We start from the raw sequence: 11,997 nt of genomic DNA on the forward strand, positions 1-11,997 counted from the left end.
TCGCCGGTCCGGCGGCGCAGAATGGGTCGGTGCTGCCCAGCGACGAGATCAACACACCGCGTGGTTCGGCGCGGATCGACACCGACCTGCCGTCCCGCCCGGCCCGCGCTCTGCTCGTGCTCGGGCACGGCGCGGGCGGCAGCGTCGACGCCCCTGACCTGCTCGCGGTCCGGGACGCGGCGGTCGCGGCCGGCCTGGTGGTGGCGCGGGTGACCCAGCCCTACCGGGTCGCCGGTCGCCGTGCGCCGGCACCGGCGGGTCACCTCGACGAGGCGTGGACGGCGGTGCTCGCCCTGCTGCGTGAGCGGCACGCCGACGTGCCGACGGTGCTGGTGGGTGGCCGTTCCAGTGGCGCTCGGGTGGCCTGCCGTACGGCCCGTGCGGTGGGTGCGGCAGGGGTCCTCGCGTTGGCCTTTCCGCTGCACCCGCCCGGGCGGCCGGAGCGCTCGCGGGCCGCTGAACTGGACACCGGCCTACCGACGCTTGTCGTCAACGGTGACCGGGACCCGTTCGGGACACCGGAGCCGGGGCCGACCGTGCAGGTGGTGACCCGTCCGGGGGAGACGCACGACCTGCGGCGGGATCCGGCGGGCACCGCCGCGGTCGTCCGGGCCTGGTTGCGCGCCCGGGGCTGGGCGCCCGCCTGATCCCGGCTCGCCCGGGCGACCGTTTCCGGTGCCGGGCGCGGGTCGTTGCATCCGATGGTGCCACCGGCTCCGATCCGGACCGGCGACACCAGTCCTCCCAGGCCCTTCCTGGTCCCAGCGCCGGCCGCCGTCGGGGCCGGGACCAGGAACGGGAGGGCGGCCGGAATGTCCCAGTGGTCATCTCGCGTTACAAACCCCGGAAGACTTTTCTGCGAGGGGGGTGACCGGTGCCGACCGAGACACGAAGCCTGGAACGGGACGAGCGGGACGCCCGGCAGCTGAAGCGGCTGCTGGATGGCCCGGAGTGGCCCGCGACGGCGGGACCGGGCGGGGTGGGTGCGGTGAGCACGGGCACACCGGCCGGAAGTGAATCTGCGGGCAGGTCCGTGCGCGTATCCTCGGCGGGAAAGCATCCGACGCGAGGGGATGTGCGGTTGACCACCGAGAAGACGGACGAGCGCAGGGCCCGGTTCGAGCGGGACGCGATGCCATTCGTCGATCAGCTCTACGCTGCTGGGCTGCGGATGACACGCAACCCGGCGGATGCCGAAGACCTGGTCCAGGAGACGTACCTGAAGGCGTACGCGGCCTTCCACCAGTTCGAGCAGGGCACGAACCTGAAGGCCTGGCTCTACCGGATCCTGACCAACACCTACATCAACTCCTACCGCAAGCGGCAGCGCCAGCCGATCCAGGCGCCCACCGAGGAGATCACCGACTGGCAGCTCGCCGAGGCCGAGTCGCACACCTCGAGCGGGTTGCGCTCCGCCGAGACCGAGGCGTTGGACCGGCTGCCGGACAGCGACGTCAAGGAGGCCCTCCAGCAGTTGCCGGAGGAGTTCCGTCTGGCCGTCTACCTCACCGATGTCGAGGGCTTCTCCTACAAGGAGGTCGCCGACATCATGGGCACGCCGATCGGCACGGTGATGTCGCGTCTGCACCGGGGCCGTCGTAATCTGCGCAAGTTGCTTGAGCGCTACGCCGGGGAGCGGGGCTTCAGTGCGGCCCGCTCGTCCAAGGGCTCGACCGCTGCCGCCGGCCGGGAGGTGTGACGTGAGCTGTGGGGAGCCGCACGAGACGGATTGCCGCGAGGTGCTCGCGGAGGTCTACCTCTACCTGGACCTGGAGTGCGCCGACGAGCGGCGCTCGCTGATCCGGCACCACCTGGACGAGTGCGGGCCCTGCCTGCGTGAGTACGGGCTGGAGCAGGAGGTGCGGGCGCTTGTGGCTCGGTGCTGCGGCAACGAGACCGCCCCGGACGAGCTGCGCGAGCGACTGCGGGTCAAGCTCACCGAGCTGGTGGTCTTCGAGACGAGTGATTCCCGCGAGCTGGCCGACTGAGCGTCGGCGCGGCACAGCGTCAAGACCGGTGGCCCGGGTCGTTGTCGACCCGGGCCACCGGTGTACCCGGCGTCGGCCGGGTCGAGCTGATCGGTGACGGGCCGCCGGCCCGTCGACCCGTTCAGGAGTTGGGACGCTTGCCGTGGTTCGCGGCGCTCTTCTTACGAGCCTTCTTCTTCCGGGACTTCTTCGCCATGCTGACCTCCTCGTGATGGGGGCGGATCCGTGTTGCCCACGACCTCGGCGCCGGTGTAGCCACCGGCGGCCCGGCATCGGGTCCGACCCGCTGATGGTAGTGCGGTCGACACCTGCGGCCTTTCCCCGGGGCGGGTGCGTCATCCCGGCCGTGCCGCTGCGCGCCCACCGGCGGACGTCGCATGATTGGATACGTCGGCAGGCACATCGCGAAAAGGGAGGGCCCGGACATGGCCGAGGAGATCCGCGCCGAGATGGTGGCGAACGTCTGGAAGGTCGTCGCCACGGCGGGTGACACCGTGGCCGAGGGCGACACCCTGGTGATCCTCGAGTCGATGAAGATGGAGATCCCGGTCGTCGCCGAGTCCGACGGTGTGCTCGAGCAGCTCGCGGTCCACGAGGGCGACGTCGTGCAGGACGGCGATCTCATCGCGGTGATTGCTTGAGCGGGGTGCGGGTCCGTCCGGCCGAGCCAGCCGACTTCCCGACGGTGGCCCGGCTGACAGTTGCCGCGTACGAGGCGGACGGCCAGCTCAAGGGCGAACACGGTTACGGCGAGGTGCTTGCCGACGTGGCGACCCGGGCTGCCAGCGGCGCGGTGCTGGTCGCGGTCGACGAGGCGACCGAGGCGGTGCTCGGCTCGGTGACCTTTGTGCTGCCGGGCACCCCGTACGCCGAGTTGTCCGGGCCGGGCGAGGCGGAGTTCCGGATGCTCGCGGTCGACCCGGGCGCTCAGGGCCGGGGTGTCGGCGCGGCGCTGGCGCAGGCGTGCGTGGCGGGTGCCGTCGAGTTGGGTTGCACGGCGCTGGTGATCTGCGTCCGGGCCGGGATGGCCGATCCGGCGCACCGGCTCTACTCGCGGCTCGGGTTCGTCCGGGCGCCGGAGAAGGACTGGGCGCCGGCGGCAGGCGTGGACCTGCTCGGTCTGCGACTGGACCTGACGCGCGGCTGAGCCGCCGGGCGGTCAGCCCAGACCGGCGGGGGGCCCGCCGTCGTCGCTCGCGTCGGGCTCTGTGCCGATGGCGGCCAACAGCTCGTCGGCCACCTCCAGGGCGAGCTTGCGGCGTTCGTCGTCGCTGATGTGCGGCGCGCGGACCGCGAACCAGCTCGTGTGCACCGCGAAGATCGACAGCGCGGCCCGGAGTTGGGCGGCGGGGGACTCGTCGCCCCGGCAGAGCGCGTCGGCCAGCTCCAACATCCGACCGCGCATCTGCTGGCCGGCGGAGAGACTCTTGAGCGCGGTCTGGTTCTGCTCGAAGAAGCGCATCACCGACGGCTGCGTGCCGTCGAACATCGTGTCCGCGTACCGGGAGATCAGCTCGCGGCGGGTGGCCAGCGTGGCGGGCTGCGTCGCGGCCCAGGCGTTCAGCTCGTCCATCCCCTGCAGCCGGTCCTCGACGAAGCTGGCGACGATGTCGTCCTTGCTCTTGAAGTGGTAGTAGAGCGCGGCCTTCGTGACGTTGAGGCGCTCGGCGATCTCCCGTAGCGAGGTCTTCTCGTAACCCTGCTCGGTGAAGAGTTCGAGCGCGACGGCCTTGATCCGCTCCCGCGTCCCGCCTGTGCTCTCCCTCACTCACGCACTCCTATCGGCTTGACCGTGGCTTCCTACCCAACTTACCGTACGGCTAGTAAGGTGACTAGCCGGGCGGCAAGTAAGTGCGACAATCACTCGGGGGAGCTTACCCATGACACAGGCAACCCAGACCGGCGTACGACCCAACAACATTCGGGTCGTGCTGTTCGGGCTGATGATCGCGATGATGCTCGCGATGCTCGACAACATGATCGTCAGCACCGCGCTACCGCGCATCGTCGGCGAGTTCGGCGGCCTCAACCACTTCACCTGGGTGGTTACCGCGTACGTCCTGGGCACCACCGTGTCCACCCCGATCTGGGGCAAGCTCGGTGACCTCTACGGCCGCAAGTCGGTCTTCCTGACCTCGGTGATCATCTTCCTCGTCGGCTCCGCCCTCTGTGGCATGGCCGGCTCCGGGATGCTCGGCGGCCCGCAGGACGGCATGATCCAGCTCATCGCCTTCCGCGCCGTGCAGGGCCTCGGCGCCGGTGGGCTCATGGTCGGCGTGATGGCGATCATCGGTGACCTGGTCCCGCCCCGCGAGCGTGGGCGCTACCAGGGCATGATCGCCGGCATCATGGCCATCGCCATGGTCGCCGGCCCGCTGGCCGGTGGCTTCATCACCGACCACCTCTCCTGGCGGTGGGCGTTCTACGTGAACCTGCCGCTGGGTGGGATCGCGCTGCTCGTGTTGATCACCACGATGCACCTGCCGAAGTACCGCACCGAGCACCGGATCGACTGGCTCGGGGCCGGGCTGCTCTCCATCGGCATCACCGCGATCGTGCTCGTCACCACCTGGGGCGGCAACGAGTACGACTGGACGTCGCCGCAGATCCTCGGCCTGGCCGTGCTGGCCGTGCTCGCGTTGGTGGCGTTCGGCCTGGTGGAACGCAGTGTCCAGGAGCCCATCCTGCCGTTGGCGCTCTTCGCGAACCGTAACTTCGCGCTGATCTCGGTGATCGGCTTCCTGCTCGGCTTCGCGATGTTCGGCGCGATGAACTTCCTGCCGCTCTACCAGCAGACCGTGCAGGGCGCGTCGGCGACGAACAGTGGTCTGCTGCTGCTGCCCCTGATGTTCGGCATGCTCGTCGTCTCGCTCGTCATCGGCCGGGCGATCACCAAGAACGGCAGGTACCGGGCGTACCCCATCATCGGTGGCGTCGTGATGACCGCGGGCATGGCGCTGCTGTCCATGCTCGACACCAACACCAGCAAGCTGATGTCGTCGCTGTACATGGTCGTGCTCGGTGTCGGCATGGGCTTCCTGATGCAGACGTCGATGCTGATCGCCCAGAACAGCGTCGAGCAGAAGGACCTCGGCGCGGCCAGTGGCGCGGCGACGTTCTTCCGGTCGATCGGCGGCTCGTTCGGCATCTCGCTGTTCGGCGCGATCTTCGCCAGCCGGCTGGCCAACTCCGAGGGCGGTCGAGCCTTCGGCGGCGAGTCCGGCGGCGCCGGGATGGACCTGGAGAAGCTCAAGGACCTGCCCGCCCAGGCGCGCGAGCTGGTGCTCGGCGGTCTCTCCGACGCGATCTCGCACGTGTTCCTCTGGGCGGTGGTGTTCACCATCGCGATCCCGGTGCTCGCCTGGTTCATCAAGGAGATCCCGCTGCGCACCGTCAACGAGGCGCCGCCGCAGGCCACTCCGGAGGAGGAGGCCGAGATCGCCCTCGGCAAGGCAGCCCCGGTCGCCTGACCCGCACCCCCCGTGCCGCGCCGCGCCAGCCCGTCCGGGCCGGCGCGGCGCGCCGTTCTCCCCGCGATCTTGCACGGCACGCTGCTTTACCCGCGATCTTGCACTTTCTGTCCCGACATAAGCCCCTGTTCCCGACAAAACGGCGACAGAAAGTGCAAGATCGCCGGGCCGGGCCGGGCCAGGCCAGGCCAGGTCAGGCCAGGTCAGGCCAGGTCAGGCCGGGGTGGGGCGGGGGGGGGGGGGGGGGGGGGGGGGGGGGGGGGGGGGTTAGGCGCGGCGGGTTGTTAGGCGTTGCCAGAGGCGACGGAGAGGGTTGCGGGGGCGGGGGAGTCGGGAGGACCGCGTGTCGAGCAGTTCGGTGGCCAGGGCCGCGGTGGCCTTGTCCAGCTCCGGGACGGCGAGCGCCAGGTGGGCCAGCGAGACGGCGATCGGCACCGGCCGGGCCCGAGCGACGGTGGCCGCGTCGGCGAGCCGCTCCGCCACCACCCGTGCCACGTCCGACCGTACCGAGGGGTCGACCCAGGCGGCCGTGACCAGGGCGAACAGTGCCGCCTCGGTGACCCAGTCCTCGACGTCCCAGATCAGGTCGAGCAGCACGCGACGCCGGGTCGAGATCTCCCACGGCTCGTCGGTGCGGTGGTGCAGCAGCCCCAGGCACGCCCACACCTGCACGCCACGCACCCAGATCGACGGGTCGTGGGCGGCCAGCAGCCGACCCACCGCGTTGGCCGGCGCCGCCGGCGGGTGCACCAGCAGGCCGAGCAGGTCCGCCACGTCGAGGCCGGCGAGGCCCACCGCCGCGTCGTACGCCGCCGGTGGGTGCGGCCACGCCGGGTGGGCGAGCTGACCGATCCGCTCGACAGCCGTCGCCGAGGGCGCCGGCAGTGCGGGCGTGGGGATGTTGTCCGCGTAGTGCCACAACCGTTGGGCCGACGCCCGCCGGGGCTCGCGCGGGTCCGGCTCCGGCGTGCCGACGATGTCGATCCGTAGCCCGGGGGCGGTGGACGTCGCCGTCCGGACGGCGCTGGGCGGCGCCGCGGCGGGCAGGCGTACGGCGCTGCCGGAACCGTTGTCGTCATCGGCCACCGCCTGGCGCAGCGCGTCGACGAGTGGGCCGCCGGCCGGGGTCAGTTGGCCGAGCCAGGGTCGGCCTCGGCAGCACTGGGCCAGGTCGCCATGCTCGTGACTGTCGTCGGGGTGGTCGCGGACGAAGTCGGCGAGCGCGACCAGGTGGGCCAGGTCGCCGTCGCGCAGGTGGCGCAGCCGATGGGCGGTGTGCACCGCGCAGTCGAAGGACGGGTCACGCGCCAACGCCCGCTCGGTCCACTCCAGCGCCTCGTCCAGCCGGCCGATCTCGGCCAGGGTGCCGGCGATGTCCGCGTAGATCGCCAGGTCGTCGGGGTCCAGTTCGACGGCCCGCCCGAGGGCGGCGAGGCCGTCGCGGGTCCGGCCCGCGCTGCGGTACGCGTACCCGAGCCAGACCTCGCCCATCTTCGAGGGCTGTGCGCGTACCCCTCGGGTGGCCCAGCGCACCGCCAGCGCGGCCTCACCGAGACGCCGGGCCAGCGCGGACGCCGCGCCCAGCAGCAGGCCGTGCTCGGGGTGGACGGTGGCGGCGTTGCGGGCCAGCGTGAGGTACGGCGCGAGGGCGCCCCGGTCGGCCCGTGGCACCGGGTCCGGCAGCGCGGCGCAGACCTGCATGAGGATCCGGGCGATGTGCTCCGGGTCCAGCCGTTCGGCCAGCTCGGGCGCGGTGACCCAGGGCACGCCGGCCCACTCGGTGCCGGGCGCGTACGCGGTCGCCGCGGCCAGCAGCTCCAGCCCCTCGGCGGGACGGCCGGCGGTGGCGAGCAGGTGGGCGCGGGCGACGACCGCGCCCACGAATGTGTGGTGGTTGATCGGGAAGAGGTTGAGGGCACCCCCGCTGGCCACGGCGAGTCGGGCCAGCGTCTCGTGCACCTCCGGGAGGGTGGGGGCCTGCGCCAGCGCGCCGGCGAGGTGGCCGGCGGCGTGGTGCAGGTCGCCCTCGTCGAGTGCCAGCCGGGCCAGCGCCAGCTCCTCCGTCGCGGAGAGCGCGGGGTCGTCCGTTCCCTCGGGCACGTCGTCCTCTCGTCGCTGGGGCTGGGGCGGGTGCATTCAAAGCTTAGTTGATATTGAGATCAACTGGTGATCACCTGCTCAGTCCTGCTCGTTCTGTCGCTGAGATACGCTTAAAAACGCAAGAGTGAGCAAGAAGCGCGCGGCAACCGCGCAGGGGGAGGGATTTCCGTGTCACATGCAGGGGCTGGAATGGCCGCCGACATCGACGAGCAGCCCGCTGGCTACGCCCGCCTGCTCTCGGCCGCCAACGCCGCCGAGATCGCGCGGGTGGCGGCGGTCATCGCCGAACGTCGCCCACGGCACGTGGTCTTCACCGCCCGGGGCACCTCCGACCACGCGGCCCTCTACGGGGCATACCTGACCGAGATCCGGCTCGGTCTGCCCGCCGGGCTCGCCTCGCCGAGCGCCGTCACCCTGTTCGGGGCCCGCCCCGACCTGTCCGACGCGCTCGTCGTCGGGGTCAGCCAGAGCGGTGGCTCACCCGACCTGGCCGAGGTGTTGCGTGCCGCCCGCGCGTCCGGCGCGCTGACCCTCGCGGTGACGAACGCGCCGAAGTCGCCGCTCGTGGACGTGGCCGAGTTGAGCGTCGACATCGCCGCCGGGCACGAGCGGGCGGTCGCCGCCACCAAGACGTACACCGCCGAACTGCTCGCCCTGCTGATGCTCGTGGAGGGCATCCGGGCCGGCGACGGCGTGCTCCCCGCGGCCGAACGGGAGGCGCTCGACGCGCTGCCCGAGTTGGCCGCCCGCACCCTGGCCGACGACACCCCCGCCCGGCTCGCGCCGCGCTACCGGTTCGCCCGCCAGTTGGTCGCCACCGGCCGGGGATACGCCTACCCGACCGCCCGGGAGGCCGCGCTGAAGCTGATGGAGACCTCGTACCTGCCGGCGCTCGCCTTCTCCGGCGCCGACCTGCTGCACGGCCCGCTCGCGATGACCGACCCGGAGGTCCCGGTGCTCGCCGTGGTCGGTTCCGGGCCGGGGGGACGCGCGATGGGCGAGGTGCTGCCCCGCCTCGGCGAACGCCGCGCCGACGTCGTGGTGGTCGGCTCCGCCGACGTGCCGGGCGCCACCCGGCTGGCCGTCCCCGAGGTCGACGAGCGGTACGCCCCGCTGTTGGACATCCTGCCGTTGCAGCGGTTGGCGCTGGCCCTGGCGCTGGCCCGAGGCGAGGACCCGGACGCGCCGCGCGGGTTGAAGAAGGTCACCGCGACGATGTGAGGCGCGGCGTGGCACCCTGGTCACCGTGTCCACGCTGCGCGACCTCGCCGAGGAGCACACCCATCTCCGTCCGGCCGACATTGACCATCTGCACCGCATCGCCGGCGACTGGCAACTGCTCTCCGATCTCTCCTTCGCCGACCTGCTGCTCTGGGTGCCGGTCGACGCCGACGGCACGTTCCTGTGCGTCGCCCAGGTCCGCCCGACCACCGCGCCCACCGCGTACCAGGACGACCAGGTGGGGCGGATCGTCGGCGGGCCGGAAGTGGCCCACCTTCAGGTGGCGTACTCCCAGGGCCGGATCTGGCGGGAGGGCGACCCGGTCTGGTACGGCGACGTGCCGGCCCGGCACGAGGCCATCCCGGTCCGGCTGCGGACCGCCGAGGGGGAGGCCGGCGAGGTGATCGCCGTGGTGGGGCGGGACACCAACCTCTCCACCGCGCGTACCCCGAGTCAGCTCGAGCTCAACTACCTGACCACTGCCGACGACCTGGCGCAGATGATCGCGGACGGCACGTTCCCGCCGCCGCGGCATCCCGGCGAGACCACCTCCGCCCCCCGGGTCGGCGACGGCCTGGTCCGGCTCGATGCCGGCGGCAAGGTCACCTACGCCAGCCCGAACGCGCAGTCCGCGTACCGGCGGCTGGGTTACGCCTCCCACCTGGTGGGCGAGGACCTGGCCGCGCTGCACCGCCGGCTTGCCGGCGATCCGCTGGACGGCACCGAGGCGGCGAACGGCATCCTGGCCGCCCTGCGCGGCGAGGCGCCACCGCGCCGGGAGATCGACGCCCGCGGCGCCACGATGCTCACCCGGGCACTGCCGCTGATGCCCGCCGGGGTGCCGATCGGCGCGCTCGTGCTGGTCCGGGACATCACCGAGGTTCGCCGCCGGGATCGAGCACTGATCACGAAGGACGCCACCATCCGGGAGATCCACCACCGGGTGAAGAACAATCTCCAGACCGTTGCCGCGCTGCTGCGCTTGCAGGCTCGCCGGGTGGCCATGCCGGAGGCGCGGGTCGCCCTGGAGGAGTCGGTCCGCCGGGTCGCCTCGATCGCCCTGGTGCACGAGACGCTCTCCATGTCCAGCGACGAGGCGGTCGAGTTCGACGGCATCGTCGACCGGGTGGCCAGCGCGGCGACCGAGGTCGCGGCGACCGAGGTGAGCGTCGGCATGCGTCGTCGGGGCAGCTTCGGTGTGCTGCCGGCGGAGATCGCCACCTCGCTGGTGATGGTCCTCAACGAGTTGCTGCTCAACGCCGTCGAGCACGGCTTCCCGCCGGCCGACGAGGCGGACGAGGCCCCCGCGCCCGCCCCCGGTGCGGGCCTGGTGCCGCCGGTGGCGCCCGAGGTCGATCCCGCGACCCGGCCGGAGGTGGTGGTCTCGGCGCACCGGTTCCGCAAGATGCTGCACGTCTCGGTGACCGACAACGGGCGCGGACTGCCGCCGGACTTCGACGCGGAGCGCGCCAGCCGGCTCGGCCTCCAGATCGTCCGGGCCCTGGTCACCGGGGAGCTGCGCGGCACCATCGAGCTGCGGGCCGGCGCCACCGGCGGCACCGAGGCCGTGCTTGTCGTCCCGCTGGCCCGCAACGCCCACGACGGTCGCTCCCAGGCCTGACCGCCGCGCCCCGCCGCGCGGCCGCCGTCCGCCCGGTGGCCGCGGTCTAACGGGCTGCCGACGCCACCGGCCGTGGCTCAGCGGCCGGGGCGGCTGGTCAGCAGGGCGACGGTGAGGCCGGGGCGCGGCCAGACCTGGGCGACGGTGAAGTCGGCGCGCAGGGCGTCGCCCTTGACGCCGGTCACGGCGGCCAGCGGCTCGGCGTGCCGACCGGCGATCACCAGCCACACACGTGTCGTACCGGCCAGGCACTGCGTCGGCTGGGGGCACTCGGCGGCCCACAGGTCGCCCCGCCGGACCTCGTCCTCGGTGACCAGCACGTCCCGTGGTGGGTCGTCGAGGTGATACTCGATGCCGAGGTCGAGGAAGAGCCAGCTCTGCCGGGGCGAGTAGACCACCGCGTCGCCCGGGCGCTGACCGTCGGCGATCACCCGCGCCGCGCCCGCGTAGTCCACCGGCGCGCTGCGCGGCCATTCGTGGGTACGCCGCAGCGCCGTCTGGTCGGGAAGGCCGAGCAACCCGGCCAGGACCACCACGGCGAGCGCGGCCGGCACGGCCACCGTGGCCACCGCGGCGCCCGCCAGCAGGCAGGCGAACGGCACCACGAAGACCAGGTACCGGGGCACCCACAGCGGTACGACCTCGCCGGCGGCGAAGAGCAGCAGCACGGGCAGCAGCACCGCGCTCACCGGCAGCAGGGCACGGCGTCCGAGCCGGGCCGCGCCCAGCGCGGCGACCCCGACCAGCAGGCCACCCACCACGCTGCTCTGTGCCACCCCGCCGGGCAGCGCGGTCAGGTCGTCCAGGCGGACCAGGTGGACCCAGTTGAGCTGTCGGGACCGCTGGGCCCGGGCCTTGAGCAGCAGGGGAGCGACAATCAGCGCGGCCGGCACCACGGCGACCACCCACCGCCACACCCGCCGGTCCCGCTCGGCGGTGGGGTGATGGCGGTCGGCGACGCCGGCCACGGCCGGGCCGCGCCACCAGACGAGCAGGACGACCAGGCCGTGCGCGGCGAGCAGGGTGAGCGCGATCAGGTGGAGGAGCCCGAGGGCGGCGGCGGCGGCGGCGTACCCGGCCCAGCGGGCCCAACTCGGCCGGCGCAGCGCGGCCACCAGCAGCAGGGTGGCGAGCACCGCGAGCATGGTGGCCAACGCGTACGGGCGGGCCTCCTGCCCGTAGCGGGACGTGCCGGGAAGGACCGCGAACAGCAGCCCGGCGAACAGGCCCGTACGCCTGTCGACCAGGCGCGCGCCGAGCACGGCGAGCAACCCGGCCGCCACGGTCATCGCCAGCACGGCCGGCACGCGCAGGGCGATCGTGGAGTCGCCGACGATCGCGGTCCAGCCGTGCATCAGCAGGTAGTACGGCCCGGTGGCGGCGTCGATGGTGCCGGCCAACCGGGCCAGGTCCTCGGGTGACCGGCTGGCCGCGCTCCAGGTCGCCAGCTCGTCGCGCCAGAGCTGGGCCGAACCCAACCCGGTCAGGGTCACCGTCAGGGTCAGCAGCGCCGGAGGGACCCAGACCGGTACGCGGCGTAGCTGGTCCCACGCCGCGCCGGTCGACTCGGACAATCTGCCCACGTCCCGAGCCTGCC

The 11,997-nt window shown here is 72.8% G+C and carries 12 protein-coding genes; 8 read left to right on the top strand and 4 right to left on the bottom strand.

Annotated elements, in window-relative coordinates:
* Positions 1-29 precede the first annotated feature (29 nt).
* The 3 genes from ACLQ29_RS04875 to rsrA all read left to right on the top strand — a co-directional run bounded on the left by ACLQ29_RS04875 (position 30) and on the right by rsrA (position 1,988).
* On the top strand, positions 30-647 hold the full coding sequence (locus ACLQ29_RS04875) for an alpha/beta family hydrolase (protein WP_425770397.1): 618 nt from the start codon (positions 30-32) through the stop codon (positions 645-647).
* Between the two features lie 227 nt (positions 648-874).
* The gene (locus ACLQ29_RS04880) at positions 875-1,699 is read left to right on the top strand and encodes a sigma-70 family RNA polymerase sigma factor (RefSeq protein WP_357348978.1); all 825 of its coding nucleotides are present in this window, start codon (positions 875-877) and stop codon (positions 1,697-1,699) included.
* A 1-nt stretch (position 1,700) separates the two neighbouring features.
* Complete coding sequence (rsrA, locus tag ACLQ29_RS04885; RefSeq protein ID WP_030336658.1) at positions 1,701-1,988, top strand: mycothiol system anti-sigma-R factor; 288 nt, start codon at positions 1,701-1,703, stop codon at positions 1,986-1,988.
* 121 nt (positions 1,989-2,109) lie between these two features.
* Here rsrA and ACLQ29_RS04890 read toward each other — a convergent pair whose 3' ends face one another.
* A complete protein-coding gene (locus tag ACLQ29_RS04890) occupies positions 2,110-2,184 on the bottom strand; it encodes a 50S ribosomal protein bL37 (protein ID WP_369814844.1) in 75 nt (24 codons plus the stop codon).
* 229 nt (positions 2,185-2,413) lie between these two features.
* Between ACLQ29_RS04890 and ACLQ29_RS04895 the strand changes: the two genes are divergently transcribed.
* The gene (locus ACLQ29_RS04895) at positions 2,414-2,629 is read left to right on the top strand and encodes a biotin/lipoyl-binding carrier protein (protein ID WP_357403262.1); all 216 of its coding nucleotides are present in this window, start codon (positions 2,414-2,416) and stop codon (positions 2,627-2,629) included.
* A complete protein-coding gene (locus ACLQ29_RS04900; RefSeq protein WP_425770398.1) occupies positions 2,626-3,135 on the top strand; it encodes a GNAT family N-acetyltransferase in 510 nt (169 codons plus the stop codon). Before ACLQ29_RS04895 ends, ACLQ29_RS04900 begins: the two co-directional genes overlap by 4 nt.
* A 12-nt stretch (positions 3,136-3,147) precedes the next feature.
* On the opposite strand, the gene ACLQ29_RS04905 is transcribed toward ACLQ29_RS04900, so the two are convergent.
* Positions 3,148-3,756 carry a TetR/AcrR family transcriptional regulator gene (locus ACLQ29_RS04905; protein ID WP_425770399.1) on the bottom strand — a complete coding sequence of 203 codons (609 nt, stop codon included), beginning with the start codon at positions 3,754-3,756 and terminating at the stop codon, positions 3,148-3,150.
* 112 nt (positions 3,757-3,868) lie between these two features.
* Between ACLQ29_RS04905 and ACLQ29_RS04910 the strand changes: the two genes are divergently transcribed.
* On the top strand, positions 3,869-5,458 hold the full coding sequence (locus tag ACLQ29_RS04910; protein ID WP_425770400.1) for an MDR family MFS transporter: 1,590 nt from the start codon (positions 3,869-3,871) through the stop codon (positions 5,456-5,458).
* A 267-nt stretch (positions 5,459-5,725) separates the two neighbouring features.
* On the opposite strand, the gene ACLQ29_RS04915 is transcribed toward ACLQ29_RS04910, so the two are convergent.
* Positions 5,726-7,558: a tetratricopeptide repeat protein gene (locus tag ACLQ29_RS04915; RefSeq protein ID WP_425770401.1), complete on the bottom strand. Its 1,833-nt coding sequence runs from the start codon at positions 7,556-7,558 to the stop codon at positions 5,726-5,728.
* Positions 7,559-7,747: 189 nt separating this feature from the next.
* Between ACLQ29_RS04915 and ACLQ29_RS04920 the strand changes: the two genes are divergently transcribed.
* Both ACLQ29_RS04920 and ACLQ29_RS04925 read left to right on the top strand, forming a co-directional pair.
* Positions 7,748-8,779 carry an SIS domain-containing protein gene (locus ACLQ29_RS04920; protein WP_425770402.1) on the top strand — a complete coding sequence of 344 codons (1,032 nt, stop codon included), beginning with the start codon at positions 7,748-7,750 and terminating at the stop codon, positions 8,777-8,779.
* A gap of 25 nt (positions 8,780-8,804) precedes the next feature.
* The gene (locus tag ACLQ29_RS04925) at positions 8,805-10,400 is read left to right on the top strand and encodes a histidine kinase N-terminal domain-containing protein (protein ID WP_425770403.1); all 1,596 of its coding nucleotides are present in this window, start codon (positions 8,805-8,807) and stop codon (positions 10,398-10,400) included.
* A gap of 77 nt (positions 10,401-10,477) precedes the next feature.
* On the opposite strand, the gene ACLQ29_RS04930 is transcribed toward ACLQ29_RS04925, so the two are convergent.
* Positions 10,478-11,983, bottom strand: coding sequence for a glycosyltransferase family 39 protein (locus ACLQ29_RS04930; protein WP_425770404.1), 1,506 nt, complete (start codon positions 11,981-11,983; stop codon positions 10,478-10,480).
* Positions 11,984-11,997: the final 14 nt, after the last annotated feature.

Source organism: Micromonospora sp. DT228 (assembly GCF_049841595.1).
In the GTDB taxonomy this organism is placed as follows: Bacteria; Actinomycetota; Actinomycetes; order Mycobacteriales; family Micromonosporaceae; genus Micromonospora.

Excerpts from the sequence above, each read along its gene's own strand:
- ACLQ29_RS04895 (WP_357403262.1), top strand. The coding sequence starts at position 2,414 with ATGGCCGAGGAGATCCGCGCCGAGATGGTGGCGAACGTCTGGAAGGTC.
- ACLQ29_RS04910 (WP_425770400.1), top strand. The coding sequence starts at position 3,869 with ATGACACAGGCAACCCAGACCGGCGTACGACCCAACAACATTCGGGTC.
- ACLQ29_RS04920 (WP_425770402.1), top strand. The coding sequence starts at position 7,748 with ATGGCCGCCGACATCGACGAGCAGCCCGCTGGCTACGCCCGCCTGCTC.